At 69.3% G+C, this 25,065-nt stretch carries 25 protein-coding genes and 4 pseudogenes; 19 read left to right on the top strand and 10 right to left on the bottom strand.

Features of this window, described 5'->3' with window-relative positions:
- Positions 1-490: 490 nt before the first annotated feature.
- From ACFWBY_RS11250 to ACFWBY_RS11230, 5 genes are all read right to left on the bottom strand, one after another.
- Entirely contained in the window at positions 491-1,786 is a 1,296-nt protein-coding gene (locus tag ACFWBY_RS11250) for a M20 family metallopeptidase (RefSeq protein WP_385333014.1), read from the bottom strand.
- Positions 1,783-2,118: a hypothetical protein gene (locus ACFWBY_RS11245; RefSeq protein WP_385333017.1), complete on the bottom strand. Its 336-nt coding sequence runs from the start codon at positions 2,116-2,118 to the stop codon at positions 1,783-1,785. The genes ACFWBY_RS11250 and ACFWBY_RS11245 overlap by 4 nt, the downstream gene beginning before the upstream one ends.
- A gap of 626 nt (positions 2,119-2,744) precedes the next feature.
- Positions 2,745-3,038 carry a hypothetical protein gene (locus tag ACFWBY_RS11240; protein ID WP_385333020.1) on the bottom strand — a complete coding sequence of 98 codons (294 nt, stop codon included), beginning with the start codon at positions 3,036-3,038 and terminating at the stop codon, positions 2,745-2,747.
- Positions 3,039-3,245: 207 nt separating this feature from the next.
- Entirely contained in the window at positions 3,246-3,899 is a 654-nt protein-coding gene (locus ACFWBY_RS11235) for a LuxR C-terminal-related transcriptional regulator (protein WP_385333023.1), read from the bottom strand.
- Positions 3,887-4,999 carry a sensor histidine kinase gene (locus ACFWBY_RS11230; protein ID WP_385333026.1) on the bottom strand — a complete coding sequence of 371 codons (1,113 nt, stop codon included), beginning with the start codon at positions 4,997-4,999 and terminating at the stop codon, positions 3,887-3,889. Before ACFWBY_RS11230 ends, ACFWBY_RS11235 begins: the two co-directional genes overlap by 13 nt.
- A gap of 953 nt (positions 5,000-5,952) precedes the next feature.
- Here ACFWBY_RS11230 and ACFWBY_RS11225 point away from each other — a divergent pair.
- Together ACFWBY_RS11225 and ACFWBY_RS11220 are read left to right on the top strand one after the other, a co-directional pair.
- Complete coding sequence (locus ACFWBY_RS11225) at positions 5,953-6,438, top strand: DUF2975 domain-containing protein (protein ID WP_385333029.1); 486 nt, start codon at positions 5,953-5,955, stop codon at positions 6,436-6,438.
- On the top strand, positions 6,438-6,659 hold the full coding sequence (locus tag ACFWBY_RS11220; protein ID WP_385333032.1) for a helix-turn-helix domain-containing protein: 222 nt from the start codon (positions 6,438-6,440) through the stop codon (positions 6,657-6,659). The genes ACFWBY_RS11225 and ACFWBY_RS11220 overlap by 1 nt, the downstream gene beginning before the upstream one ends.
- A 1,266-nt stretch (positions 6,660-7,925) precedes the next feature.
- Here the strand turns inward: ACFWBY_RS11220 and ACFWBY_RS11215 are convergent.
- Positions 7,926-9,203: an Nramp family divalent metal transporter gene (locus ACFWBY_RS11215; protein WP_385333035.1), complete on the bottom strand. Its 1,278-nt coding sequence runs from the start codon at positions 9,201-9,203 to the stop codon at positions 7,926-7,928.
- Between the two features lie 160 nt (positions 9,204-9,363).
- Here ACFWBY_RS11215 and ACFWBY_RS11210 point away from each other — a divergent pair.
- A pseudogene (locus tag ACFWBY_RS11210) lies at positions 9,364-9,710 on the top strand (acyl-CoA desaturase); the annotation flags it as partial.
- A 70-nt stretch (positions 9,711-9,780) separates the two neighbouring features.
- On the opposite strand, the gene ACFWBY_RS11205 reads toward ACFWBY_RS11210, so the two are convergent.
- Positions 9,781-10,191 carry a TraR/DksA family transcriptional regulator gene (locus tag ACFWBY_RS11205; RefSeq protein ID WP_385333038.1) on the bottom strand — a complete coding sequence of 137 codons (411 nt, stop codon included), beginning with the start codon at positions 10,189-10,191 and terminating at the stop codon, positions 9,781-9,783.
- A gap of 188 nt (positions 10,192-10,379) precedes the next feature.
- On the opposite strand from ACFWBY_RS11205, the gene ACFWBY_RS11200 reads away from it, so the two are divergent.
- From ACFWBY_RS11200 to ACFWBY_RS11160, 9 genes and pseudogenes are all read left to right on the top strand, one after another.
- Positions 10,380-11,696, top strand: coding sequence for a serine/threonine-protein kinase (locus ACFWBY_RS11200; protein WP_385333141.1), 1,317 nt, complete (start codon positions 10,380-10,382; stop codon positions 11,694-11,696).
- A 901-nt stretch (positions 11,697-12,597) separates the two neighbouring features.
- Positions 12,598-13,161, top strand: a complete 564-nt coding sequence (locus tag ACFWBY_RS11195) for a papain-like cysteine protease family protein (protein WP_385333041.1) — start codon at positions 12,598-12,600, stop codon at positions 13,159-13,161.
- 10 nt (positions 13,162-13,171) lie between these two features.
- Positions 13,172-14,053, top strand: coding sequence for a hypothetical protein (locus ACFWBY_RS11190; RefSeq protein ID WP_385333044.1), 882 nt, complete (start codon positions 13,172-13,174; stop codon positions 14,051-14,053).
- Between the two features lie 369 nt (positions 14,054-14,422).
- The gene (locus ACFWBY_RS11185) at positions 14,423-14,803 is read left to right on the top strand and encodes a nuclear transport factor 2 family protein (protein ID WP_385333048.1); all 381 of its coding nucleotides are present in this window, start codon (positions 14,423-14,425) and stop codon (positions 14,801-14,803) included.
- A 740-nt stretch (positions 14,804-15,543) separates the two neighbouring features.
- Positions 15,544-15,729, top strand: coding sequence for a YegP family protein (locus tag ACFWBY_RS11180; RefSeq protein ID WP_385333051.1), 186 nt, complete (start codon positions 15,544-15,546; stop codon positions 15,727-15,729).
- A gap of 98 nt (positions 15,730-15,827) precedes the next feature.
- Positions 15,828-16,142, top strand: coding sequence for a hypothetical protein (locus tag ACFWBY_RS11175; RefSeq protein ID WP_385333054.1), 315 nt, complete (start codon positions 15,828-15,830; stop codon positions 16,140-16,142).
- Complete coding sequence (locus tag ACFWBY_RS11170; RefSeq protein ID WP_385333056.1) at positions 16,139-16,405, top strand: DUF4235 domain-containing protein; 267 nt, start codon at positions 16,139-16,141, stop codon at positions 16,403-16,405. Before ACFWBY_RS11175 ends, ACFWBY_RS11170 begins: the two co-directional genes overlap by 4 nt.
- 88 nt (positions 16,406-16,493) lie before the next feature.
- Positions 16,494-16,807: pseudogene (locus ACFWBY_RS11165) on the top strand (integrase core domain-containing protein); the annotation flags it as partial.
- Between the two features lie 226 nt (positions 16,808-17,033).
- Complete coding sequence (locus ACFWBY_RS11160; protein WP_385333059.1) at positions 17,034-17,600, top strand: hypothetical protein; 567 nt, start codon at positions 17,034-17,036, stop codon at positions 17,598-17,600.
- Between the two features lie 267 nt (positions 17,601-17,867).
- On the opposite strand, the gene ACFWBY_RS11155 is transcribed toward ACFWBY_RS11160, so the two are convergent.
- On the bottom strand, positions 17,868-18,128 hold the full coding sequence (locus tag ACFWBY_RS11155) for a hypothetical protein (RefSeq protein ID WP_385333062.1): 261 nt from the start codon (positions 18,126-18,128) through the stop codon (positions 17,868-17,870).
- 159 nt (positions 18,129-18,287) lie between these two features.
- On the opposite strand from ACFWBY_RS11155, the pseudogene ACFWBY_RS11150 reads away from it, so the two are divergent.
- From ACFWBY_RS11150 to ACFWBY_RS11120, 7 genes and pseudogenes are all read left to right on the top strand, one after another.
- Positions 18,288-18,522 (top strand): annotated as a pseudogene (locus ACFWBY_RS11150) (hypothetical protein).
- 805 nt (positions 18,523-19,327) lie between these two features.
- Positions 19,328-19,531 carry a DUF1090 family protein gene (locus ACFWBY_RS11145; RefSeq protein WP_385333065.1) on the top strand — a complete coding sequence of 68 codons (204 nt, stop codon included), beginning with the start codon at positions 19,328-19,330 and terminating at the stop codon, positions 19,529-19,531.
- Positions 19,512-19,717 (top strand): annotated as a pseudogene (locus ACFWBY_RS11140) (DUF4236 domain-containing protein); the annotation flags it as partial. The gene ACFWBY_RS11145 and the pseudogene ACFWBY_RS11140, both read left to right, overlap by 20 nt.
- Before the next feature lie 843 nt (positions 19,718-20,560).
- Positions 20,561-20,758: a hypothetical protein gene (locus ACFWBY_RS11135; protein WP_385333146.1), complete on the top strand. Its 198-nt coding sequence runs from the start codon at positions 20,561-20,563 to the stop codon at positions 20,756-20,758.
- A 162-nt stretch (positions 20,759-20,920) separates the two neighbouring features.
- Positions 20,921-21,181: a hypothetical protein gene (locus tag ACFWBY_RS11130; protein WP_385333068.1), complete on the top strand. Its 261-nt coding sequence runs from the start codon at positions 20,921-20,923 to the stop codon at positions 21,179-21,181.
- A 109-nt stretch (positions 21,182-21,290) separates the two neighbouring features.
- On the top strand, positions 21,291-21,842 hold the full coding sequence (locus ACFWBY_RS11125; protein WP_385333071.1) for a hypothetical protein: 552 nt from the start codon (positions 21,291-21,293) through the stop codon (positions 21,840-21,842).
- Positions 21,843-21,893: 51 nt separating this feature from the next.
- Complete coding sequence (locus tag ACFWBY_RS11120; RefSeq protein WP_385333074.1) at positions 21,894-22,403, top strand: hypothetical protein; 510 nt, start codon at positions 21,894-21,896, stop codon at positions 22,401-22,403.
- Positions 22,404-22,520: 117 nt separating this feature from the next.
- Here the strand turns inward: ACFWBY_RS11120 and ACFWBY_RS11115 are convergent, their stop codons facing one another.
- Both ACFWBY_RS11115 and ACFWBY_RS11110 read right to left on the bottom strand, forming a co-directional pair.
- Positions 22,521-22,709 (bottom strand): DUF6381 family protein, encoded by a 189-nt coding sequence (locus ACFWBY_RS11115; RefSeq protein ID WP_385333077.1) that lies wholly within the window; start codon positions 22,707-22,709, stop codon positions 22,521-22,523.
- Positions 22,710-23,207: 498 nt separating this feature from the next.
- Positions 23,208-24,761 carry a flavin-containing monooxygenase gene (locus ACFWBY_RS11110; protein WP_385333080.1) on the bottom strand — a complete coding sequence of 518 codons (1,554 nt, stop codon included), beginning with the start codon at positions 24,759-24,761 and terminating at the stop codon, positions 23,208-23,210.
- Positions 24,762-25,065: the final 304 nt, after the last annotated feature.

Here is a 25,065-nt window from a genome sequence, read left to right as displayed (position 1 = left end):
TGGCCGTAGCGGGCAGCGGTGATGTCATGCGTGCGGCCGGGCCGGGCAGCGGATATCCAGATCAGCCGGCCTCTCTCGTCGGTCAGGGCGAGGAAGTGCAGGCTGTCTTCCCGTACACGGCAGCCACCCGTGAGGACCTCCTGGCTGCCTCCGGCCCCCTCGCCCCGCCATCGGCCCGGCGTTGCGCCGGCTGCCCTTGGTCGCCGCGCGCCCGCAGCGTTCCATTGCCGACTCAGCCCCTCTTTGCCGGGTGAGCCGGACGCCTCACGTGGTTTCACGAGCTACCGTCCACTTCTGCCAAGCCTGAACCGGCTCGCCGCGTAGCGCTTCGACGGCGCCGGACGTTGCTTCCGCCCCGTCTCGCAGAGGCCGGGCCTGACCCCTGTCCGGCCCGGCCGTGCGGTGCGTCGCAGGGAGTCGGCTGATGACTATGGAGGGAAGGTCCGCGGCGAGTTCCCTCAGGGTGGTGTTGAGGGCGGGCCCGGGGGCATCACGCCCCTTCTCCGGCGGCATGGCTTCGTCGGGAGGCTGATGGCTTTGCCTCGCTTGCTGCGCTGGTGTGGTGGAGGGCGACAGCTGCGTGTGTGGCGATGCCTGTGGTCATGGCGTCCTCGTCGAAGACGACTCGGTTGGAGTGCATGTCTGGGACGTTCCTGGTCGGTGGGGAGGGCGGGCGGGCGCCGAGGAAGGCCATGGCGCCGGGGACGCGTTCGAGGACGTAAGCGAAGTCCTCCGCACCCATGACCGGCTCGGCGAGGTCGTGGACGATGCCCTGTCCGAGCCGTGCGGCAACGGCCTGGCGCACGGCGGCGGTGCACACCGGCTCGTTGTGCAGCGGCGGGTAGCCCTCGTTCAGATCGATCCCGGCCTCGGCGCCGTGCGCGGCGCAAATGTGGCGGGCCACCCGTTCGATGCCCGCGCGTACCCTGCGGCGCGTGTCGGGGGTCAGGGTCCGGAAGGTGCCGTAAAGTTCTGCGGTCTCCGGGATGATGTTGGTGGTGGTACCCGCTTCGATGCGGGCGATGGTGAGCACGGCCGGGTCGAAGACGCTCACCGTGCGGGTGACGAAGCTTTGCAGGGCTTGGACGATTTCGCAGGCCACCGGAATGGGGTCGAGCGCCAAATGGGGCGCCGAGGCGTGGCCGCCTCGGCCACGCACGGTGAGGTGGATCAGGTCGGAGGCCGCGAACATGGGGCCCGGCCGCAGGTGAAGGGTTCCGGACTCGAAGCGCGTGGTGACGTGCAGTGCGAAGGCCGCGTCCACGCTGTGCCCGTCGGGGGTGGTCAGGACACCCTCCTCGATCATGACGGGGGCGCCGCCGCCACTCTCCTCGGCGGGCTGGAACATGAAGACCACCCGTCCCGCGAGCTCCTCCCGTCGCGCGGCGAGGAGGCGGGCGGCGCCGACGAGCATCGCGGTGTGCAGATCGTGACCGCACGCATGCATGGCACCGGGGATGGCGGAGGCGAAGTCCAGGCCGGTTTCCTCGTGCTGTGGCAGTGCGTCCATGTCGGCGCGCAGCAGCATCGTGGGGCCCGGATGTGCGCCCTCGAGGACGGCTGTCACCGAGCTGAGGCGTGTGCCGGTGGTGACGTGCAGGGGGAGGCCTTCGAGGGACTCAAGGACCCGTGCCTGGGTGCGGGGCAGGTGCCCGCCCAGTTCCGGCTCGCGGTGCAGGGCCCTGCGCAGGCTGATGATGTCGGGCAGTAGGCGGCGCGCCTCTGTGAGCAGGCCGTCTTCCTCCGACCCGCCTGCGGCCGGGCGGTTGGTGGATTCCTCGGTCATGCGGTGACTCCTGCCGACTCGGTGACGGGCTGCGCGAAGAGGTCCCGCAGGAGTTGCGGGGTGGGATCGGGCAGGCCGAGGGCGACGATGTTCTCCAGTCCGCCTGGGTTGACCGGATTGACCTCGAAGACGTACGGATGGGCGAGGTCGAGCCCGGCGAACCGCACGCCGTGCGGTGCCGGGCGCTCGGCGATCACCGTGCACAGTCGGGCCTCGTCAGCGCGGTGGGCGGTCTCGGCGCACGCGGCCCGGTGCGCGGTGTTGCCGCGATGCTCGCCCGGCGCAAAGCCGCGTACCAAGGCGGCTACAGGACGACCCGCCGTCAGGATCACCCGATTCTCCTTCCCACCGACCAGTACACCCCACCGCGCCCGCATGCGCGTGCCCGAAATCCACCGTCCACCAGTCCCGGTCCACCAGCACACCGCCCTCTCTCACGTCCCCGCCGACAGACCGGCCGGATCCCGTCTGCGACCCTGCCCCGCCCTCGCACGCGCCCCCACCCGAGCGGCCCCAACAGCTACCGGGGCCCGTTCTCGTGCCCAGGGTCGAGCATTCGAACGGTTGCCCGTTCAGGGCTAGTGCTGTGGCCGGGAAGGTCCACCGGGTCGCGGCGCCCGGCACGGCACCTCGCGGCGTTGTCGGGCCACGGCGGTACGTCGGGTACGAGCCGTGGCCCTCCGTCCCGGGGGCACCTCCCAGCGGTAGCTGGGGGAGATGCACCGCACCGAAACCGCGACCCGGCACACCTTCCCGGCCACAGCACTAATGACGTCACCGGCATCCTCATCCTCGGCAACAAGACGAATTTCGGAGCGAGCCGGGTCGGTGTGCTCCGACGTGGGGAGTGGCTTGGACGTGCCGTCGACGACGCACTGGTCGGCCCTGCTCCATGCCGGTCCAACACGCGGACCGGTCGATGTGGCGGCGCGTGACCGTTCCCCGCCACGACCTGCAGTCAGGGGCCGGTGAGGATGGAGTGGGTGCCGATCCGGCGCCACACGATGTGGCGGCCATGGCGCAGCTCCCGTCCGTAGGACCACGTGGCGCGTCCGTCCGGCGCCCAGGTGAGTTCGAAGATGCCGGGGGCGACCCGTACCCCCTTCACGCGCAAGCCGGGCCGGAACGGCCGCGCGTTGCGCAGGTCGGGGACGAAGGATTCCAGGACGACGCGGTGGAAGCGCCGGCGCTGGGCGGGAGTGAGGTGGTGAAGGTCGGCGGTGAAGCGGGGCAGGGACTCGAAGGTGGGCACGTCGGTCCTCCAGGAAGCACGACGCCCCCGGTGGGCTGCCGGGGGCGGCGGGTGTCTGTCTGGGGCGGCGGGGATTCGATGACGGGGTTTGAGGACGTCCTGCTGCTGTCGAGTAGGTCGCTGTTGCCAGTGCGATGCTTTCGGGGAGGGAACGATCAGTGGGCTACTGCCTGTATCCAGCTCCGCTCCTGATCGGTTGGGCCGGTTCTACTCGGTCGGGTCGAGACGGTCACGATCCAGGTGCCATGCGCGCAGACGGTCCCGGTAGTCGGTCGGCTTTTTGATCGGCCGGTTGACGTCGCTGTATTTCTTGCGCACGCTCGCCAGGTGGGTAGCCACCGTGCTGGGCGAGCCGCCGAGGCGGCGTGCGATCGCCCCGTGGGTCATGCCGGCGCTCACCATTTCCAGGATCTCCAACTCCCTGGCGGTGAGGTGCGGTCGGTGGGGCCGCGTGTCGTGCCTGAGCTGGTAGGCGTGATCAGCGGTGGTGGGTGCTTTGCCTGCGTGTACGTCCCGGATGAGTGAGACCAGGGTTTCCATGCGGCTGCTCTTGAGTAGATAGGCGGATGCGCCGGCTTCGGTTGTCTCCTGGGCGTAGTCGTGATCTTCGATGACGGTCACGACGATGACCCTGTGACCTGCATTGATCAATGCGGTGACGTTGTCCGCGGGGAGGGTGCCGTTGTTCAGATGCAGATCCAGCGTGACGACCTTCGGTCGGATGGCTCCGCTGAGGAACTCCTCGACCGAGGCGGCCATGGCGACCATGCGTACTTCGCTCTCTGCCTTGAACCAGGCCGCGTTGCCTTCCAAGTGCATCAAGGCGTCGTCGATGCCGGCTATCTCGATCACGGGGTCCATGACATCTCCACGATGGTTCCTTCTCCGGGCATGCTGTCGATGATGGCCTTGCCGCCGATGGCGGCCACCGGTTCGATGATCGAACGGCGAGTACCGAAGCCCGGGACCACGGTGTCGGCGTCGAATCCCACACCGTGGTCGACGATGGTCACCTTGACACCACCAGGGGCCAGGGTGGCCGCTGTCACCCGTACCTCGTCTGTTCGCGCGTACTTGATGACGTTGTTCAGGGCCTCGCGGGTGGCGGCGATGAGCACATCGACAACCTCGGCAGGCAGGTCCGGAAGTGTGCGGTCATACCTGGTGATCACGCGCCGAAGCTCTGTCTGCGCAGGGTGGCCCTGAATCACTTCCTCCAGCGCCTCGATGATGCGTGCCAGGACCCCGTCGGGGCGAGCGGCCAACGCGGTAGTCCGCTGCTTCTCGGCTTCAGTCCGGCAGATGCGCCGGACCTCACCCAGGTCAGTACCGAGCCTTCCCTGGGCTATGCGCTCCAGTGTCTGGAGCACCGTGTCGTGCAGATGACCGATGTGGCGCTCCCGCTCCTTGGCGCTCACAGCGTTGGCCCGCTCTGTGATGGCATCGTCGGTAGCGCGATCTGCCGCTGCTGCAGCATCGAACAGGAGCTTCCCGGTGATCCCCGCCACGCCGGCGAACAGGGTCATCATCACGCTGTTGGACAGCAACTCCGCTGAGTTTTCCGTGCCGAGAGCAGGCCAGGCTCCCAGCACCCAGGCTCCGACCACCAGGATCACCGCCCCTGCCTTGTAGCGGCCGCCGTAGATTGCCGCGGTCACCGTGACCCCGCACAGGGGAGGAATGACCCAGTTGGTGATCGACGCGGCGTCCGCGGGCGGGTACGAGCGGCTCACCACGATCGCGTAGGCGACAGCGAGTGCCACGTCGGCACCCACCCAGCGCGGCAACAGCGTGCCGCGCTTGACCGCGACGGTGAACATCGCCGCTGAGAAGAGTGCGGCGAGAACGTAGGCCACAACTACCTGAGGATCGAATCGACCGGGCCCGCCGTCGGTGAAGGGGACCCAGACCCACAAGGCGAACTGGACACCTCTGAGCCACGCCAATGCGCGAATGATCATGCGCTGAGTCCTTTTCAGGGCGGTTTCCACAGACGCGGTCTGTAAGGTCATGCCTCACTGTGACACTCCGCCAACGACGGCGGCATAGTCTCCTGAGCTACCCCGAGGCCGCTCCTCATCTGCGCCTCATAGACGGACAGATGATGGAGCATCAGGCGACTGTGGCAAGCAGAGCAACTTCCCTAGCGTTGATCGCGTCGGTGGCTACCAGACCTGGCCACCGGGCCCAGATGGGCATGAACTACCTACGGGAGTCCGTGATGCCGTCCCCGCTTATCCGAGCCCTACTGGTATCCATCGCCCTTTTGATCGGCCTCGTGGCCGGGCTGGCCGCAAGCATCCTTGCGTGGCTCGGGGGTACATCGCATGCGGACGCTGTCGCCCGAGGCGGTGCGGCTTTCGTCGTCGCGACACCGGTCGTTGTCCTGCTGATGGAGGCGGGTGGGATGTTCCTGCCGCTGTAGTCGCAAGCCCCCTCTGGCCCGAATTGCGCCCACCAGATGCTGGGTATCTACGGCCGGCCCCACTCAAGAAGGGCCGGTGCTCTTCTGAGCACCGGCCCTTCTTGCCCTCGTGTCGCACGGCCGCCGCCCCGACCCCGGCCTGGACGACCAGCAGCAGCGGGCGGCAGCGTCCGCCGAGCGGTCGGCTATCAAGACAGCCGAGGCCCCGCAGCTCGCAAGCAGGTGACAGGCCCATCGTCGGCCAGCTGGCTTGCTTCGTTTCAGGCCCTGATCGCGCTGGCCGACGCGGGTGCGGAGCGAGTCTGCCTGCGCTGCGAACGCGTGGGCGATTCTGGCGTGCGGTGCCTGGCGCCCTAGGGCAACCGCCATGTGATGGAGGCGGCGGCGTCCCGCCGGGATGCGAAACCGCCGCCCACCCTCTGTCCCAGCCCTTGCTCTACCTATCGATATTCGATAGATTGCCATCGCGATTCGATCGAAGGATGGGTTATGGGAAAGCTGACAGTGGGTGCGCTGCGCGCCGTGCTCGTGGTGGTGCTTGCCGGCACCGTGTTCGTGCAGGCATTGATGGTGTGGGCGTTGTTCACCGACCCGGAGGACGGGTCGCTCCCGCTGACCCCGCTGCGCGTGATCACGATCCTGGGCATGGTGTCGGCCCAGGTCGCCCTGGTCTGCGTATGGCGGCTGGTGACGATGGTGCGACGCGGAACCGTGTTCTCCCAAGCCGCCTTCCGGTACGTGGACGGCGTGATCGGCGCGATCGTGGCGGCTGCCCTCGTGTGGTTCGCGGTCACGGCCGTCAATGCGCCGGGCCAGCGGGAGGACCCGGGCGTCACCGTCATCATGGGCGGGTTTGGCGTGGCCATCCTGGGCGTCGCGCTCATCGTGCTGGTCCTGCGGATGCTACTCGCCCAGGCCGTCGCGCGTGACGTCGAAGCGGCGCACATGCAGGCCGAGTTGGACGAGGTGATCTAATGCCGATCGCCGTCGACATCGACGTGATGCTGGCCAGGCGGAAGATGTCCGTGGGCGAGCTCGCGGACCGCGTAGGGATCACTCCCGCCAACCTGGCGGTACTCAAGAACGGCCGCGCCAAGGCGGTGCGCTTTGCGACGCTCGCCGCGCTCTGCGAGGTGCTCATGTGCCAGCCGGGCGACCTGCTGCGCTGGGAGGCCGAGGACGCCGCAGACGGATGACGTGCCCCCAAGCGGGCGTGAAAGTGCCAGGCACCACCGGCGGTGCGCCTTCATCACGCTCGGCTGGGTTCGTCTTCGACTCCGCATCTCCCTGGAGTAGGGACAGAACCCTACCGATGCCGGTCAGCACGCTGCCCCCTTCCTGAACACGGAGGGGGCGGCGGTGTGTGGGCCAGACGAGTTTCATTCGGATGGCCAATGCGCGCGGGGGTCTCCTTCTCGGGGCCGTAGATCGCGCGGATGTTGGCAGTTGCTGCTCACCGGTGGAGACACCTGCTGCCGCGCGGCCGGTGAGGGAGGCCGCTGATCCGTGGGCTGCGGTGGCCGCTGCGGGCCGCCCGCATGTGGAAGACGGGCGAGGGCGGCGGCCCGCATCTCGTCGCCCAGCATCTGAACCGCATGACGGCCGAAGCCTCTTGGAAGGAGGGCTCGAGTACGGCCCTGGTGGGCCGACTCGTGGACGCGACCCTGCACTCCCTGACCACCCCGCCGTCCGCGCCCCTGTCCCGGCTGCGGGTCTCCCCGGCAGTGGCCCGCTCCCGCTCCCGCTTCACCATCACACCCGCGCGGTGGCCGTGCGCGGGCAGCGCAGCGTCCAGTGCTGCTCGGAGGAGGTCCGCGCGGCGGCGACGTCCTCCTCGAACGCCGCGTCGGCGGCGTCCCGGATATGCCTGGCTTCTCCAGCCGCGCCGCGCGCCTGGCGGTCATCTGCCCGGCCCCGTGCGCCCGCCGCTGCGCGGCGCTCCTTGGCCCAAGCGGGCCTCCGGCTCCTGCTCCGTGCCCTACACGGACTATCCGGGAGTCTGGACCGCCCCGCAGGGCGCCGCGTCCCTGTCCCTGACCGAGCCGCACGGGCCGGGGCGGGGCGGGCAATAGACCCTGCGGGTCGGGACCTGTACCGAGCGGGACGAGTGGTTTTCGACTGCCCGCAGACGTCGGAGTCGGTCCTGGTCTGACTCGCGAGGACGCGGTCGCATGCATTACGGACAAGTCGGCGATCCTTGTGCGCATCGTCGGGCGGCACCCTGGCAGCCCCGGTCATCGAGCTCCGCGGGCTGCGCCTGACGAAGCTGTCGGCCGCTTTGGGCAGTCACCGGCCCGCGCGCGACCTGAGTGAGGCTCACCAGCCCGTACCCGAGTCGTTCGTACCAGGCGGCGGCTGTTGGTACTCCGGGTCGGACGGTGAGTGCGACCCGCTCGGCGCTCACACCGCCCGGCAGCGCGGTGTGCAGGGGCGTGCGTCGACACCCCGTGACTGCGGGTCCGCTACCGGAGCAGCTCCCACAGTTGCTGGACGCACAGCACCACGAACAGCAGACCGGCGGCCCCCAGCATCGCGTTGCTCAGCTTGCCGTTTCGCCAGTTGGCCGGTGTGCGTGAGGAGTTGAGCAGCCACAGCAGCGTCAGGGCCAGGAAGGGCATGAAGAGTGCGCCGATCACTCCGTACACGATGACGAGCCCGAAGGGCTGGTTCAGGAAGAGCAGGCTGATGGGCGGGAACGTGAGCCAGAGCAGATAGGCCCGGAAGGGCAGGGACTTCGCCGGGCTCGTCCCGGCCCGGGCGAGGGACGGCCGGAATTTCGTGGCGAAGTCGGCGAACATCAGGCTCACTCCGTGCCACACGCCGAGCAGCGAGGTGAAGGACGTGGCGAAGAACCCGACCAGGAAGAGCTTGGCGGTCGCCTTTCCGTACCGCTCCTCCAGAACGGCACCCAGATCGAGCAGGCCCTTGTCGCCCTTCGCCAGTGCCACGCCGGACGAGTGCAGCAGCTCGGCCCCGACGATGAGCATGGCCACCACGAAGAGGCCGGTGGTGAGGTAGGCGACGCGGTTGTCGAGCCGCATCACCTTGATCCAACTCGTGTTCGTCCAGCCCTTGGCGTTGACCCAGTAGCCGTACGCGGCGAGCGTGATCGTGCCGCCCACGCCGCCGATCAGGCCGAGCGTGTAGACCAGCGAACCGTCCGGCAGGACGGGCGCCAGGCCGGCGAAGGCGGCGTCGAGGCGGGGCGTGACGCGGATCGCGAGATAGACGGTGACGAGGAACATCACGCCGACCAGGACCGTCATGACCTTCTCGAAGACGGCGTACTGGTTGAACCAGACGAAGACCAGCCCGGCCAGGCCGCACAGCACGGCCCAGAGCTTCAGGTTCATCGTGTCCGGAAAGAGCGCGGCCAGAGGGAGAGCGCTGGAGGACATCGCGGCGGCGCCGTAGACGAAGCCCCAGACGACGACGTACCCCGCGAAATAGGCGGTGGTCCATGAGCCGAGGCTGCGCCAGCCGTCGAAGAGGGTACGGCCGGTGGCGAGATGCCAGCGGCCGGCCGCCTCGGCGAGCGAGATCTTGACGAGGCAACCGATGACCGCCGCCCACAGCAGGGTGTAACCGAACTTGCTGCCCGCGATGAGCGTGGCAACGAGGTCGCCGGCACCCACGCCGGTCGCCGCCACGACGATTCCGGGGCCGATGGATCGCCAACTCGCCCTGCGCGGCGTGTGGTCCTCGCTCCCCGCCGTGTCGGTCTGGGTCGTATCTGCCATCCGAGCCGTCCTTCCGTTCGCCGCTTGACTAGGGGAGTCACCAAAACGGTTTGGTGGCGGTCGCGCAAGAGGCCCTCCTCGCGGGAGGGCTCCGTACGACCGGCAGGGGCTCTCCCCTGTGGCATCCGTCCGCAGGTCAGCGCGTCCGAGAACGCCGCCGCAGTGCCTCTTCGGCGTCTACCTCGGCTCGATCTTCGCCCCGAACCACAAGGGGATGCCGATCCTGCGGGGCGCCGACCGGCCCGACTTCCTGAGGCGCCAGGTCCTGACCTCCCGCAACGTGCGCGGAGGCCGGTTGACGGACATCGTCCTCGGCGGTCTCAACTACCAGATCGAGCACCACCTCTTCCCGAGCATGCCCAGCCCGCGCCTGCGCAGGGCGCGGAGACCATCGTCCGCGGGTACTGCCAGGAGCTCGGGGTCAGCTACCTGGAGACCAGCCTGGTCAACTCCTACCGGCAGACCCTCGCCAGCCTCCACGCGGCGGGAGCCCCCCTCAGAAGCCGCGGACCACCTGACGCCACGACCACCGGCCGGCGCGCGGGAGGATCGCCGGTACGCGGGACACCGGCCGGAGTCAGGGGTGCGGCGGCCGGCTCGGGCCGGACCGGGCGCAGCGGACACAGGTGGTCGCCGCTGGACGGATCTCCAGGCGTTCCGGCGGAATCGTCCCCCTGCAGTCCTCGCACTGCCCGTATTCGCCCCGTTCGAGCCGTTCCAGCGCCCGGTCCAGTTCTTCCAGGTGCTCGCGCGCCTGCGCCATCAGGGCTGCCACGTGGGCCCGCTCGAAGGCGGTGCTGGCCCCCTCGGGGTCGTGCTCGTCGTCGACCGCGACCAAGGCGTTCGCCGCGACGATTCCGTCGAAGTCGCGGCCCAGCGCGGCCGTCCGCGCGAGGGTGTCGACGCGGTCGGCCGCGAGGCGTGCGCGGGCAGTCGCGACGGCGGACGGGCCGCGCTCCCCATGTCCGTGGCGGGATGCATCGCCCATACCTGCGACAACGCCGGGCCGCGGTTCCCGATTCCCGTCGCGGCCACCCGTACGCGACGCTACTGCTCGAAGATCCGCGCGCCGACGTTTTGCCAAGTGCACGGGTGCGATGGCTGCCCGAGGCCTGCGTAGTGCGAGCCCCGGCGGGTAGATGTGCGGCACTGTCCGCGAGTGGAGGAGGACCCCGCATGCCGGCCCGGCCTGTCCCCGCGTACGGAGCACCCCCCGGGCGCGACGCCCTACTGGGTGGTCGCTACCGTCTCCTAGGCCCCATAGGATCCGGCGGGACGGCGGACGTCTTCCGCGGCCTCGACCAGGTGCTGGGCCGTGAGGTGGCCGTCAAAGTGTTCCGCGTGGGCACGGACACGGTCACCGCCGACCGCTTCTGTGACGAAGCACGCCTGCTGGCACGCCTCTCCCACCGTGCCCTCGTCACCGTCTACGATGCCGGCCGCCACGGACAGGGTGCCTTCATGGTCACGGAGTTGATCCGTGGCGTCACCCTGCGAACCCGAGTGGACGCGGGCCCCCTCAGCCCCGTCCAGGTGACACGGATGGGCGCCGACATCGCGTCAGCCCTCGACCACGTCCACGCCCACGGCATCGTCCATCACGACGTGAAACCCTCCAACATCCTGCTCAGCGAGGAAGGATCCCCTCACCTGGCCGACTTCGGGCTGTCCAGGACCGTGAACGACCATTCCCGCAGCGCACCCGACACCCTGGTCGGCACTCTCGCCTACATGGCCCCCGAACAGCTCCTCGGCCAGGGCGCGAGTACGGCCAGCGACATCTACGCCCTGGGAGTGACCCTTCTCGAAGCACTCACCGGCCACCGGGAGTACCAAGGGACACCCGTGGAGACCGGCACCGCGCACCTCCTGCATCCGCCCCGGATACCCGAGGGGCTGCCGGACCACCTCGCCCGCCTGTTGATGGCAATGACCGACCAGGATCCCCCGGCACGCCCCGACGCCGCCGCCGTTCACTTGCGCCTGCAAGACATCGCGCAGGCGCCGCCGTCCCGCACCGCAAGGAGCGCGCCGCTCACGGACACCTCCACGCACCGCTCACCGTTGCGGCTCCTCGACGCTACCGGTTCCCGCGCCGAGCCCGCGGGAACGCCCGGACCGGCGGAGAGCAGGGCTACGCGCCGTCGGCGTGCGGCTTTATCGGGCCTCGCGGCAGTGAGTGTCGCGGGAGCCTGCGCGCTGGTGATGGGTGGCATCCCAGCAGCGGACAGCACGCCTACCACCGCGCCGTTCCGCGAGCAACCGTCGGCATCGAAGGACACCGGGGCGGCAGACCCCCCATCAACGCCGCCCGCGCCGCCGCTGCCAGTCGCAGCACCATCCACCGCACCGGAACTCCGGACGCCCGCCGGCCCAGCCGACGCCTACTCCTCGCAACCGGGCAGTGATCGCCGCCCGACCAAGGCGCCGGGGGCGGCGAAGACGAAGGACATCCCCGGGAAGGAGAAGGGAAAGAAGGGCAAGGGGCCGTGACGGAAACCTGTCCTGAGGGAAGCGCCGGCGGATGCCGGCGGTTCCGCTGTCTTGACGGTGCGGGTCGGCACAGCCGGTCCGCCGGGGCACGGGCAGACCTGACGCAGGCGGGCTCACGGTCGGCGCCTTCGGCCCGGCGGCCATTCGCCCGGAGCGGGACGCACGACGCCTGGGACCCGAAGCCGGGCCTCAGTCTCGGGTAGGCGGCCTCACGCGTCCACAGCGGGTGCCGACCTCGAGTCCAGGTCTACCGGACTGGGGGGCGAGGCGTGGGGACGTTGCACTCCCCGATCCTTGGGCGTACCGAAGGCTCGACGCTCTGGCCGGTGGGCCCTTCGCCCTTGGGGCCCGACGCCCAGCGCACCTGGCGGCCTCCGTGCTACGTCGTCCACCAGCTCTACGTGGCCAGCACCGGGTCCCTGGAGGCGCGGCGCGCCCGTCCAAGCGGTCCACCGGGGAGCTGCTCGGCTTCCTGCTCCTCGACGTCGCCTGCCGCTACCGGATCGACAGGCGCCTGCTGCGGCCTCCTCGGCGCCTGGCGCGTGCGGAGTACCTCGACCTCTTCGGCACCGGCCACCGCGACCTGCCCACCCCGCCAGGTGTAGTGGACGCGAACATATGTGCTGCGGGAGCCTGCTCCCCGGCGGCCCCACCCCGGCGCCGCCGCGCCCGCGAAGGGAGCACCTGGAGCCCGCCGGAGGTGGGCACGTTGTGAGCATCGCAGCCGTCTTCGGCAGGTGGACGAGCGCTGCATGTGCCTAAGTCGCGTGATTACCTGACAAATAACCAGTAGGAGGTAATTTCCTGCAAGGCTCCTATGTGACCCAGACATGATGCGCTGTCATATTCGTGCCAGATCGCCCCGTTCATCTCGTTGTACCCATCAGGGGAAGGCAGGAAAATGGGCAGGTTCAGGTACGGAACCACGGCGTCGGCCATCGCGCTGGCCGCTTTGGGATCGCTCACGGCTGCGGGAGGCACGGCTCACGCGGAAGCGGGTCAGGACACCATCAGCATGCTGAAGCAGGAGAAGAACCAATGGTGTTGGGTCGCCTCCGGGCTGACCATCGCCAAGTTCCAAGGCTTCGGCTCCACACAGACGGACTTCTGCAACCGGGCACAGCCCTCCTACGGCTGCAACAACCAGCCCGCCACCCTCGACGACATGGCCAGGGGCTGGAGCAGCCTCGGCTTGGCCCACACCGGCTCGGGCCTCAGCAGCGCGGCCACGTTCAACCAGGTGTACACCGACGTCAAGGCGGCCCGGCCGATCGGTGCCCGCATCGGGTGGACGTCCGGTGGCGGCCACATGAACGTCGTCTACGGCTTCGACACGTCGAACAGCACGATCGCCGTGGCCGACCCGTGGCCGGACACCACCACGTACACGTGGTGGAACTACAACGACTACGTGAGCAACAGCTCGTCCAAGTGGACCCACTCCCGCATCGGTATCTCCCGCTAAGGCAGGCGACATGCGCGACACCAGCGGCACCAAAACGTCCAGCGAGCGGGCGGCCTCTCGCTGCTCCCGTCTGTCCATCGTCATCGCACTGAGTGCATCCGCACTGCTGTCCGTCGTCGGTCCGGCCCACGCGGCCCCTGCCAAGGACCCGCTCCCGGCCGACATCCCCGATTACCAGGCCGCCCTCAACGCGGTGAAGTCCACCGACGTCCGCAACGCCGTCTGCCGCTTCCTGCGCACTCCGGTGCCCACCGACGGCGCCGGCGGGTCGGTCCAGACGATTCCCGAAACGGCCGAGCCGTGCCAGAGCCTCCCGGTCTTCACGATCAAGGACCCGGTGGCACGGAACGAGATCACCCCCGGCTTCGTCGCGGGCACCGCCAAGCCGCTGCCCACCGAGGCGATCAAGCTGACGCAGCTGGTCTCCTCGCTGAGCACCACCGTCAACGGCCGCAGCGCAACCGTCATGCTCGCCCCCACCCAGGGCGGCGGCTGGCACCTGGCGGCCATCCGCGACGGCGACAGCGACGCCACATACGCCAGTAAGGCCACCCTGGGCACGCTGGTCTTCACCGAGCCGCAGAACCGCGGCTGGTACCAGCTCAAACTCACCACCGTCGAGCCACTCAACGACCAGGCCCGGCAAGGACTGGGCGGCCAGGCGTCGGTGTCGCTCAGCGATTACCAGAAACTGGTCAAGGCCCGCTACGCCGACAAGCTGCCCGGGTCGGAGTACGACACCAACGGCTACTCCAGCGGCTACGGTGCCCCGCGCACGGAGGACGACGCCTCGTCCTCCACCCTGCTCCTTGCCGGCGGTTCCAGCGCGGCACTCGCCTTCGCGGGAGGGGCCGTCGTGCTTCGCCGGCGCCGCGGCTCAAGCACCGGCTGAGCCCCACCCCGTACGCCCCCGCTCCGCCCGGGCCCCGGCAGCCAGCCGGGGCCTCGGAGCGGCTGACCGTCACTCCAGTCGACCGGTGGTACTGGGCGGGCCGAAGCGGCTTGCTGCGGCCGACGGGACAACCCCTGCGCTGCCCTGGGGGGATCGGCTCCTGCAAGTAGCGATGCATCCATGGCTGCGGGACGAGGTGAGCGCGCTCGCCAGGGGCGGCGCTGGGTGCCGTGCGTCCCGGAGGGAACCGGCCCGATTCGAACCGGCGCCCTGGCGATCCGGCGACGGGCATGAGCCGTTCCGGTAAGACCCGCCAGTGATCGCCGCGTTCACCGTGCCATGGCCGGGGACTGTTCCTACGGTGGCACCATGAGCGATCCGGAGACGAACAAGGCCGCCGCCAAGGCGTTCTACGATCTGATGTTCAATCAGTGCCGACCAGCTGAGGCCATCGAACGGTACGCCGGTGACACCTACACCCAGCACAACCCACACGTGGCCGACGGCAAGCAGGCGTTCATCGACTACTTCGACCGCATGGCCGCCGAGTATCCGGGCAAGCGCGTCGAGTTCAAGCGGGCGATCGCCGAAGGCGACCATGTCGTTCTGCACTGCCGCCAGACCTGGCCCGATGAGGAGTACGCGGGCATCGACATCTTCCGCTTCGACCAAGACGGCAAGATCGTGGAGCACTGGGACGTCCTCCAGGTCATCCCGCCCACTTCCAAGAACGACAACACCATGTTCTGAGCATGCGACCGCATGCCCCGGTTCACGGACATGGCCGAGCAGGGAAGTTCCCCCCCGCCGCTCCCACAGCCCACGCCGACAACGGAGTGCCCCGCACCTGCCCGGAGAACTGACCATGAGGCGCGCTACTGGCCGCTCTCCTCCGGCACGGTCGTCGTCATGCTGGTGCTCACGACGAAGGGGCGCGAGGTGGCGGACCGCGCGGATGCCGGGAGGGTTCGGCCGGCTGCTTGTCAACCGGCTCGCCGACCGTACGCAGATCCGACCCTATGACGAAGGCAAGACGGTCGCAGTGTTCATCCCGCTCCCTGCTGCCACCTGCACCACGGCTCGGCTGCCCTGCCCGGCACCACTCCCGGATACAAGGTGCGCGCCGCATCGAGGTTGTCGGCGACGGTGAAGACTTGGTGCGCTGAGATGAGCTCGAAGAGCCGTTCCATCTGTGGAGAGAGGAGCCCGGCCGGGACGAGGGGCCGGCCGGTCCGCCACAGGCGGATCACCCCCTGCCTCGCGGCTTCCGGGCGGCTGGGCTCCCGGTCGGCCTTGCGTCGTGGTGGGACCGTTCTGGACGATCAATGTGAAGGCGCCACCGGCCTGGCCTGCGCCGCCTTGATCCGGGCGAGCTCCCATCTGCTCCTGCCGGCCTGAAGCAAAGCTCCTGTTCGCTGGAGGGGTGTTGCGGCGGCGGCGGGGTAAACGCGCCACAACCCGGCATGCACATCTCAACGAGGAGATTCGTCATGGCTGCTCGCTTCGAAGTCCGGCACCAGCCCGCGAAGGGCTATCACTTCGCGCTGATCGCCACCAACGGCCAGGTGATCGCCACCAGCCAGCACTACGAGACGCACCGCTCCTGCCTGAACGGCATCGACTCAGTCAAACGCAACGCCGACGCCACCATCCAGGACACCACGGCCGGGGCCTAGTAGAACGGCTCATACCCGGGACGACCTCGACCAGACCCGTCGAGGCTCTAGTCGCCAGGAACGACATCAGGACCCACCCCCAGGAAGAAGGCACCGCCGTGAAGCAGCAGACCGCCGAGAAGGCCTCCCTGATCGCAGACCAGATCCGCGAGAAGGCGGGACAGGCCGCCCAGCTGGTGCGGGACAACACACCCGACCCCGTCCTGGACAAGACCGCCCAAGCCGCGGCGCAGGTGTGGGACAGCGCGACCCGCGCCGGACAGTACGCGGCGGACAAGACCCCCGACTCGCTGTTGGAGAAGGCCGGCCAGGCCGCGACGGTCGCGCGCGTCAACCGCACCCCGCTCCTCGTCGCCGGAGCCGTGGTGCTCGCGCTCGTGCTGGTGCGTCGCAACCGCGGACGCCGCCGGTGAAGGCGTCCAGGGTCGCCTACAAGCCCGTCGGTCTCGCCCTCGGCGCCGCGAGCGGCCTGATCGCGGGCGCGGCGTTCAGGCAGGCGTGGAAGATCATCGAGGGTGAAGGCGACGCGCCGGATGCCACGGACGAGGACCGGCCCTGGAAACAGATCCTGCTCGCCGCAGCGATCCAGGGCGCGATCTTCGCCGTGGTCAAGGCCTCGGTCGACCGATCGGGCGCCGTGGCCATACGCCGTCTGACGGGCACCTGGCCGGGCTGACGGGTTGCGGTGCCAGCCCTCTTCCCCGATCAGGCCGGCACCGCCCCTCCAGATCAGCAATAACCGGCGCCGCCACCCGTGATCGTGCGGGATCACCGTCGAGCGGGTCCTGACCGAAAACGGCTCCTGCTGCAAGTCCCGCCTCTGGCGCGATGTCCGGAGGCGGGAGGAATCACCCAGAAGCGAACCCGGCCCGACCGGCGACTGACCAATAGGAGCATCGGCAAGGTAGAACGCCTCAACCGCGCTCTCGCCGAGGAACGGGCCTACGCCCGCCACTACCAGTCAGAAGCCGAACTCCAGGCAGCGTTCCCGCAATGGCTGCACACCTCCAATCACCACCGCGGACACGCCGCACTCGCAGGCAAAGCACCCGCCGACCGCGCCCCACCCTCCCGGGGCAATACATCAGCCCATGGTCCGTGGCCCGCGGCGTCGGTGACGAGCTGCTCGACCTCGACCTGGCCGGCTCAACCGGGACCAGTCGGCGCCGCCCACCATCCATAGCCAGGCGTGGTGTCAAGCGGTCTAGCCACACCCAGTTTTTCCATAGATGTAGGAACTCAGCCGAAGCTGGAGGAAGTCTGCGTAGAATCAACCGTAGTTCATCTCGCAGAGGGGGGAAGTCATGAAACTGACTGTCTTTCAGTTTGAGGGGACGGCTGCGGAGCTCGACGCATCCCAGGCTGTCCAGCAGCTGATTGCCCAGGGGGGCAGGTCGTCTGCCGGCGTTGTGAGTGGGGCCTCGGTTCCGTCCGTGGGTTCCGACACGGCCGCGATCCCGGGTGTCGCACACGAAGGGCAGGAGACAGTGCGCGCACTCCTCCGAGGCAACCCGGCGGCCGATCACTTCGTCGAGTTCCTCGCCGAGGCCACTGCCTGGCCTGACGTCAAGGTGCACGGCATCAAGCGTCAGCGGGCCGAGGACCAGTCGGCGTTGGACTACGGGGATTATCTGAGGGTGCGCCGGCAGGGATCGCCGAAGGGTGCGTTCGCGTACGTGTATGCGCACAACGGCGTGATCAACCTGCGGCTTCCCTATGACACGGACGACGAGCTGCTCGGCAGTCTCGCGCCCGCCGCTTATCGGCTCGAAGGCGGCAACCACGAGTACCGCATCAGCGTTCGGATCGTGGACGAAGAGACCCGCGACCAGGCCGTTCAGCTTGCCAAGGTCGCCTACGAACGCACCTGATACCGGTCTGTCGTGAGCGTGTGAACTCTGCGGGCCGGGAACGCGGCCTTGGCGGTGAGCAGGTCGATCGGGCGCGGCTCACCTCCAGCGGTTCCACTTCCAGCGGATCCACCTGCAGTGGCGGCCTGCGTGGCACCCTTGGGCCGCCGGATCGGGCGCAGGCCGCGCCCCAGCAGGGGCGCGGCCTGGCCGGCGATCAGCTCCGGCGCGGCCCGGCCGCACCGGTGGCGGAACGCGTGACAGGGGCGCGTTGCGAGAGGGCCTGCGTCAGCTGTCGGGAGGGCCGGGCAGCCGACGGAGTTCGAGCAGGGCCACCGCGATCTTCACTGCGGTCGAGATCGTCAGGGCCTGTAGGAACGGCATACCCATGAGCCACAGGGCCACCATCATGACAGTGAGCACCAAGAATGCCGGTAGCAGGTTGGTCCGTCTGATCGCGGCCCGCAGGTATGCGGCTCTGCTCCGATGCTGATCCACCGTACCGATCGGGCGCGCGGTGACGCCTTCTTCCTCCCCGGCTTGCGTCATTGGATACAACCCTTCCCTCGTGTTCGTCCCCGGCAACGAGTCTTGGGCGCAACCCGGCGGACTGCCACTGCTGCCCTCGTCCCCGCCGCCATCCGAGGTACAGGTTCACGTCACCGGGCCAGGTGAGCAGGAGGGCACGGGGGCGGCGGGTCGCCCCTAATTCCTGCCGGACGGCGCCGACCCCGTCGCGTGGAGCACCTGCGGGCACCGGCCGCCTACTCCCGCTACCAGCTGCGCAGCGCCGCCCGCGCCCGCGAGCTCGTCGACGACGGCATCCCCGATCGACGCCGCCTGCCGGATCGTCATCTTGGAAGACCAGCTTGAGGAGGCGCAACGCCTCAACGCCGAGTACGGCGCTGCCGCCACTGCGGCGGACCCCGAGGCCGCGGCCTGACACGGCCCGCCACCCGTCTCCTGCCAGGAGATCGAGCTGCTCGGGACGCATGGCGTTCCCGGGCCGGTTCGTTCCCCCAGGGCCCCGAACTCCGCCCCGCACCGCCCGCAGCGAACCTAGCCCCATCCACGCCGGCCCCTTTCCGACCCGTGTGCGTGGGCTGTGCGCCCAGTCGATGCCGAGGTCGGCGGGCGCGGCGAGTGCGCCTGGTCGAGCCGGTCGCGGCGTTGCCTCCGGTTGGCGATCCGCACCCCGATCAGGTGCTCGCCGCCGTTCGCGAGCCGCTCGAGATGGCCCCGCCCCGGCACTGCGCCGCCCTGCCGCTCCGAGCGCGTGGACGCCCGCTGGAAGGCCGCTGCGTCCCGCCCGGACGTGGATGTCCCGGGCACCTTCGTGCTCGCCCCGACGGCGCCCAGTGCATCGGGCCGTTGCTGTTGTTCTTGGTTCAGCCGGCTGAAGTCCCGCTGTGGGATGTGAGACAGCGGGCGACGTCCTCGCCGCGCCGGGTCACCACCGGCCCTGCCTCCGCCAGCCGTGCACGCCGCCAGGACCTGGGTCGCGTCGTGCTCGTAGCGGGTGCCCGGCCCGTTGTCTGCCCCGCGCCCGCTGGGGCCTTGGGCGTGCGGTCGAGGGTAGGCCGCCGGCGGTGGCTGCCCGTGTTCCTGAGCCGTTTCTCGTGGGTCATGCCCCTGACCAGCGGGGGAGCTGATAGGTCTTGGGGGCATGGTGTCTGCTGTGTGCCGGGCTTACGGGGTTTGCATCTGTGGCGAGCTGTGTGGCTGGGGTAACTCGACCTGAGGTAGAGATGACGATGGGCGACGAGGCTGCGCAACGGCGTAAGGAATCCGAGCAACGGCTCCTCAAAGCGGAGCATGAGGTGCTTGAGCGGGAAAACGACCTCAAGGATGCGTTGCCGCGTGGCAATCCCGAGGAGATCACCCGGTGCAGGGAGAGGCTGAGCGAGGCCAGGAAAGGACTCAAGAGGGCCCGTGGGGCTCTGGAGGGGTAGGCGTCACAGGCACGCCCCGCCGCTTGAGAGCTTCAGGATCCTGCCCTGTGTCCGGTTCGACATCAACCGCAAGTCTTGGTCGATCACCACCGGGGGCAGGCACGGCCCCGCCGCACCCACAGCAGTACCGGACGCGGGACCGCATCTTGGGACCTGCCCGGCCCCTTCGGCCGGCGCAAGACCCGCCGCGACTGCTCCGTGCGGTGCGCACCGCGTCCACGAACCCCTGGCCGGACAGGCCGGGGGTTCGTTCCGTTGTGCGAGGCCGGTCGGAGACGCGAGCCGGCCGATCTTCGTGAGGCGGTACGCCGGCGGCCTCGGCTCCACCCGTTCGAGGGAGAGGGGTTCGGGCCTCGGCCGGGATCCCCCCCCGCGGCCGCCGTGACCTCCTCGCAGGCCACCTTGGCCTGCACGAACTCGTCGTGGCCGACCTCGTCCCGCTCGGTGGCCGGGAGCAGTTGCGCCGACTCGTCCGCGTCCGGCTGTGCACGCGATGCCTACGCGCTGACCGATGACACGTACGACCAGTGGCCTTCGCGCTCTGCGAGTGCCCGCAGTGCCTCGCGGAAGAAGCCTGGCTGCCAGGACACCTCGATCACGGGCGTCCCAGTCCTGGCCGGCGACGCTCTCGTACGCCGACGGATCGTTCCTGTCCGCGGTGACCAACACCGCGCCTGCCGCTGCCTCGCGCTCTCACCGCGGGCACGGCGTGCCCAACCCGGCGACGACCCGTGGAGTCGTGGATGTTCGCCCCGGCCTGCTTGGCGTTCCCTCGATCTGCTCAGCGGGGCCCTTCGGCCCACAGGTGCCAGCTGCCGGTCCCGCGGGCGACGGTCTTCTTGGCGCCGCCCTCGACCGCCTCGGCCCTGTGCCCGATCTCCACGATGCGCGGTAGCGGGCACCACCCAAGAGAAGGCTGAGCCTAATCCTGAGCAGGGCCACGGCCCCGACGGCGATGCCGTAAAGGACGAGGGTGCCGGTCGAGCCGGTGACCTCGTAGTCGAATACGGAGCATCCGCCGGTCAGCTCGTGGGCGCGGCCGTCAGTGACGACGCCGGCCACGACGCCGGCCACGACGCCGGCCACGACGCCGGCCACGACGACGACCAGGGCGGCGATCAGGAGGACGAATCCGAGGACGACGCGCGTGGCGCGCTCCAGAGGTGCCTCTCGAAGGTAGGACTGTCCTGCCCGGGAGGCCACCAGCAGAGGGCGGATCTACCCTGAGAGCAGGGGCTTTGCGCACTCCGTGAGATCGGCGGACATCATGATCGTCCCGGATCATCCTGCTGGCAGCCGGTTTCCTGGCCTGCATCTCCATCCTCGGGACCATCGGGACCATCCTGCCGCGCCTCCGGCGCTCACATCCGCGAACCGAGGCATCACACAGTGGTCCTCTTCTCCCTCCTGCTGACCGCCGCGATCGTGCTGATCATCATCGGCGCGACCGTCGACGGGATGCTGTACCTGGTCACCGCCGGCGTACTGCTCCTCATCGCCGACGTGCTCCACCTGGCCGTGAGATCAGTGCTACGGCGCCGTCGCCAGGCCGCTGACCCGCCCGCCACCGTGTCCGCCACGGCTCCCCGACCTCAATCGTTGTCCGGCACCAGGACCGCCGCCATCGGCACGATGACGCATTTCGGGTGATATGTGAAATTCTGGAACGTGGCACACCAAGGGACGGCACCCACGGCGGTGACCCCCGTACGCCCTGGTTGTGGCTGCCTTTGTGAGCCGTCGACGAGTGGAGGGTGCGATGTGGACGATCGTCATCATCGTGGGCGTCGTGGTGGTCCTCGCAGCCGTCGCGCTGATCATGCGGACCATGACCCGGCGCCGGCACCTTCGGGAGCAGTTCGGGCCAGAGTACGACCGCGCGGTCGAGGCGGGGCCGAGCCGCGGAGCGGCCGAGCGCGATCTCAAGAAGAGGGAGGAGCGGCATGAGGCGCTGGAGATCAGGCCGCTGCCCTCCACCGTGCGGGACCGGTACGCCCGGGACTGGGCCGATGTGCAGGAACATTTCGTCGACAGCCCCGACCAGGCTGTGGGTGAGGCGGACCGGCTCGTGACCACACTCATGAGCGAGCGCGGCTACCCGACCGACAATTTCGAGCAGCAGAAGCGGGACCTCTCGGTCGAACATTCCCGGACCCTGGACCACTACCGCATAGCCCATGAAGTCAAGGGGCGGGCCCGCAGCAGGGACACCACGACGGAAGACCTGCGGGGCGCCATGGTCCACTACCGGGCGCTGTTCGAGGAACTGCTGAAAGACGACACCGCTTCGCCGGACGAAGAACGCCGCTGAGTGCCCCGCAGCCGCAAGCGGCCGTTCGCCACCACATGGAGGTGAAGGGACATGCAGAGAGAAGGATCGTACGGGCGCGACGACGAGTACGCCGAGCCCGCCGGAGAGACGCTGTCCACCGAGGACATCGCCCGCCCCCAGGCAGAAACACCGCAACGGGCCCCGGACGATGACCTGACGGACGTCCCCGAAGACGAGGGGGCGGAGCCCCGGACCAGAATCACGGACGACGCCGGAGGCGAGCCGGACACAGCGGCCGACGAACGGGACGGGTCGGCGCAGGAACCCGATGCCGCCCCGCTCCTCGGGGCCCAGGAGGCAGAAGGACTCCGTGCCCGGTGGCAGCAGATCCAGCAGGGATTCGTCGACGACCCGAAGCAGTCGGTGCTCGCGGCAGACGGGCTCGTCGCCGAGGTCATGCAGTTGCTCGCCACCACATTCGCCGATCACAAGCATGGGCTCGAAAGCCAGTGGCACCGCGGCGAGGAGGCCGCGACCGAGGACCTGCGCCTGGCCCTGCGCCAGTACCGATCCTTCTTCGACCGCCTGCTCAGCACCTGACCGCCGGCCCGCACCTGCGACGAACCCCCGGAACTCGGGCACAAGACACCGGCCGGTGTCTCCCCGCGCAAAGAGGATCGCGTGGGCAGCCACCGGCCGGGACCTGTCGCAGGGCCGTCACATCGGGTCGACGTCCCCGAGGCCGCGCTCGCTCTCCTTCTTGCTCTGCTCCGAGAGCCGCAGAGCCTTGTCCTTCAGCCGCTGGCGCTCCGCCGGGTCAGTGGCACGCCCCGCGGCCTGCTCGAGCTTCGCCGCCTGATCGCGCATCTGCTGGGCACGGCTACCGGACTCGCCTGCAACGCTCATGATCACTCCTGGGATCTGGGGGAGGGCTGGTGCCACCAGCCAAACAGCACCCCCACGCTCCTGCATCCTGAACGGTCACTCATCGCTATCCCCGCAGCACAGGCCGGGTGTACGAGGTCACCCGGGCTTTTCGGCCGATGCGGCGGCGTCCGGAGCGCCGCCCGTGCATGCCCAGGTACACCAGGGCGGGTCACGAAGACCAGGATGCCGATGACCAGCAGATAGAGCATGCCTTCGGCGGCAGCGCCGATGATGCCCAGCACCTCGCCACGACGAGCAGGATCAAGAAGACCTTCACGACGTGGACACCTGCTCCGGCGAGTGGGGCTCCGCGACGGCCGAGCTGACGTTCGCCGCCCGCACCGGGCAGGTATGTGAGGCGGCGTGCTGGAAGACGGCTGCCTCTTCCTCGGCGGGCAGGACGTGTCCGTGCCGATCTAAGGGCTCTTCTTCACCAGCGTCTTGACGTACTCCACACGATCGTTGCATCGGGTGTCGTCAGCTGTTGCGTCTGGGTGCGGGGGCCGGGAGGTTGTCGTCCTGTGGAAGGCGGGGGGTGGGCAGGGCACTGGGCTGGGTGTGCCGGGTGTAGGCGGCGGGGTCGAAGTGGTGAAGGCGGCGTGTGAGGCGGCCGGTGGACCAGGGCCAGGCGAAGGTGTTGCGGCCGCTGGGGGCGAGGTAATAGCTGGTGCAGCCACCGGTGTTGTAGACGGTGGTCGCCAGCGCTCTCTGTACGGCGCTGTTGTGGGCGGCTTGTACGCAGGGCCGGACTTCCAGCGCCTGGTGGCTGTTCTGGTCGAGGTGGGTCAGGGCGGTGACGAGGTGGGTGAGCTGGGCCTCCAGGATGGTGATGGCGGAGGTGGCCCCGCCGAGCAGGTTGGGGCCCAGGAGCAGGAACAGGTTGGGGAAGCCGGTGACGGTGGTGCCGAGATAGGCCTGCGGTTCGCCGCCCCAAGTCTCGTGCAGCGTGCGGCCGGCAGCGCCGTGTAGGTGCCGGGCAAGCGGCAGTTCGCCGACGCGGAAGCCGGTGGCGGTGATCAAAACGTCCGTTTCGGCGGTGGTGCCGTCGGCGCCGACGATCGTGTTGCCGCGTACGGAGCTCACCGCGGTGGGGTGCAGGTGGACATGGGGCTGGTTCAGAGCCGGGTAGTAGGTGCTGGAGGTGAGCAGGCGCTTGCAGCCGAGCCGGTAGTCGGGGGTGAGGGCCCGGCGCAGCCGCCGGTCGGGAACAGCGAGTCGAAGGTGCGCCCGGGCGCCGGCTTCGAGGAGGCGGGCCAGCTTGGGGTGGCGGAAGGCGTAGCCGAAGCTTTCCTGGAGCGCGTACTGGAAGGCGCGCAGGCCGCGTCGGGCGCCGGGCAGGCGGTTCACGGCCAGGTTGAAGGCGGGAGGAAGCGGCAGGTCGGGTTTGGGCAGTACCCACTGGGCGGTGCGCTGGAAGAGGTGCACGGACGCCGCCCGGCCGGTGATGGCGGGGAGGACCTGCACGGCGGAGGCGCCGCTACCGACCACGCTCACCCGCTTCCCGGCCAGGTCGACGCGCTCGTCCCAGCGGGCGGTGTGGAGCACGGGCCCGTCGAACCCCTCGAGGCCTGGCACTTCCAGCTGGCGGGGAATGTGCCAGGGTCCGGTGGCCATGACCAGGACCGCGGCGCTGTAGGGCCCGTCGCTGGTCTCCAGCTGCCAGCGCCCAGCGGCCGGGTCCCAGCGTGCTGCGTGGACCCCCACGCCGTAGCGCAGGACATCGGCGAGTCCGTACGATTTCGCCGTGGCGGTGAGGTACGCGTGGATCTCCTGCTGTCCGGCGAACATGCGGCTCCAGGCCGTGTCCTTTGTGAAGGAGTAGCTGTAGAGCGTGGAGGGCACATCGCAGGCGCAGCCCGGGTAGGTGTTCTCCCGCCACGTACCGCCCAGCTGCGAAGCCTTCTCCAGCACCAGCACATCGCCGAACCCCGCCTGGCGCAGCCGGATGGCGGCGCCGAGACCCGAGAACCCCGCCCCGACCACCACCACCCGCACATCCCGCCCGTCCCTGCCGGCCGGTGTCGGAGTCACCGCACGCCTACCGTCACACCGGTCGGAGCCTGCCGATGATCATCGCTCGTGAACACGAACCGCGGACACCCGAAACTTTCCACCAACGCCATGGCACCCACGATCCCCGACCCGCTCCCGTCGGGGTTGCCACGCAGCAGGCGAGGGGGCCAGGTGAAGAAACGTCCCAGGCTGGTCATCTGGCATCGTTGTGAGGCGACCTCGGGTTCCCTCGAACGGAGCAGGACCCGGTTGCCGGCCTCCCCGCTCTTCGGCGCCCCCGAAGGCCCCGATCACCACGACCGGCCTGCGGAACCTGCCCGAG

The sequence above is a fragment of the Streptomyces sp. NPDC060049 genome (assembly GCF_042736715.1).
Taxonomy (GTDB): Bacteria; Actinomycetota; Actinomycetes; order Streptomycetales; family Streptomycetaceae; genus Streptomyces.
This window is presented reverse-complemented; position numbering and strand designations above follow the sequence as displayed.

Excerpts from the sequence above, each read along its gene's own strand:
- ACFWBY_RS11250 (WP_385333014.1), bottom strand. The coding sequence starts at position 1,786 with ATGACCGAGGAATCCACCAACCGCCCGGCCGCAGGCGGGTCGGAGGAA.
- ACFWBY_RS11235 (WP_385333023.1), bottom strand. The coding sequence starts at position 3,899 with ATGGACCCCGTGATCGAGATAGCCGGCATCGACGACGCCTTGATGCAC.
- ACFWBY_RS11230 (WP_385333026.1), bottom strand. The coding sequence starts at position 4,999 with ATGATCATTCGCGCATTGGCGTGGCTCAGAGGTGTCCAGTTCGCCTTG.
- ACFWBY_RS11225 (WP_385333029.1), top strand. The coding sequence starts at position 5,953 with ATGGGAAAGCTGACAGTGGGTGCGCTGCGCGCCGTGCTCGTGGTGGTG.
- ACFWBY_RS11220 (WP_385333032.1), top strand. The coding sequence starts at position 6,438 with ATGCCGATCGCCGTCGACATCGACGTGATGCTGGCCAGGCGGAAGATG.
- ACFWBY_RS11215 (WP_385333035.1), bottom strand. The coding sequence starts at position 9,203 with ATGGCAGATACGACCCAGACCGACACGGCGGGGAGCGAGGACCACACG.
- ACFWBY_RS11205 (WP_385333038.1), bottom strand. The coding sequence starts at position 10,191 with ATGGGCGATGCATCCCGCCACGGACATGGGGAGCGCGGCCCGTCCGCC.
- ACFWBY_RS11200 (WP_385333141.1), top strand. The coding sequence starts at position 10,380 with ATGCCGGCCCGGCCTGTCCCCGCGTACGGAGCACCCCCCGGGCGCGAC.
- ACFWBY_RS11195 (WP_385333041.1), top strand. The coding sequence starts at position 12,598 with ATGGGCAGGTTCAGGTACGGAACCACGGCGTCGGCCATCGCGCTGGCC.
- ACFWBY_RS11190 (WP_385333044.1), top strand. The coding sequence starts at position 13,172 with ATGCGCGACACCAGCGGCACCAAAACGTCCAGCGAGCGGGCGGCCTCT.
- ACFWBY_RS11185 (WP_385333048.1), top strand. The coding sequence starts at position 14,423 with ATGAGCGATCCGGAGACGAACAAGGCCGCCGCCAAGGCGTTCTACGAT.
- ACFWBY_RS11180 (WP_385333051.1), top strand. The coding sequence starts at position 15,544 with ATGGCTGCTCGCTTCGAAGTCCGGCACCAGCCCGCGAAGGGCTATCAC.
- ACFWBY_RS11160 (WP_385333059.1), top strand. The coding sequence starts at position 17,034 with ATGAAACTGACTGTCTTTCAGTTTGAGGGGACGGCTGCGGAGCTCGAC.
- ACFWBY_RS11155 (WP_385333062.1), bottom strand. The coding sequence starts at position 18,128 with ATGACGCAAGCCGGGGAGGAAGAAGGCGTCACCGCGCGCCCGATCGGT.
- ACFWBY_RS11145 (WP_385333065.1), top strand. The coding sequence starts at position 19,328 with ATGACGATGGGCGACGAGGCTGCGCAACGGCGTAAGGAATCCGAGCAA.
- ACFWBY_RS11125 (WP_385333071.1), top strand. The coding sequence starts at position 21,291 with ATGTGGACGATCGTCATCATCGTGGGCGTCGTGGTGGTCCTCGCAGCC.
- ACFWBY_RS11120 (WP_385333074.1), top strand. The coding sequence starts at position 21,894 with ATGCAGAGAGAAGGATCGTACGGGCGCGACGACGAGTACGCCGAGCCC.
- ACFWBY_RS11115 (WP_385333077.1), bottom strand. The coding sequence starts at position 22,709 with ATGAGCGTTGCAGGCGAGTCCGGTAGCCGTGCCCAGCAGATGCGCGAT.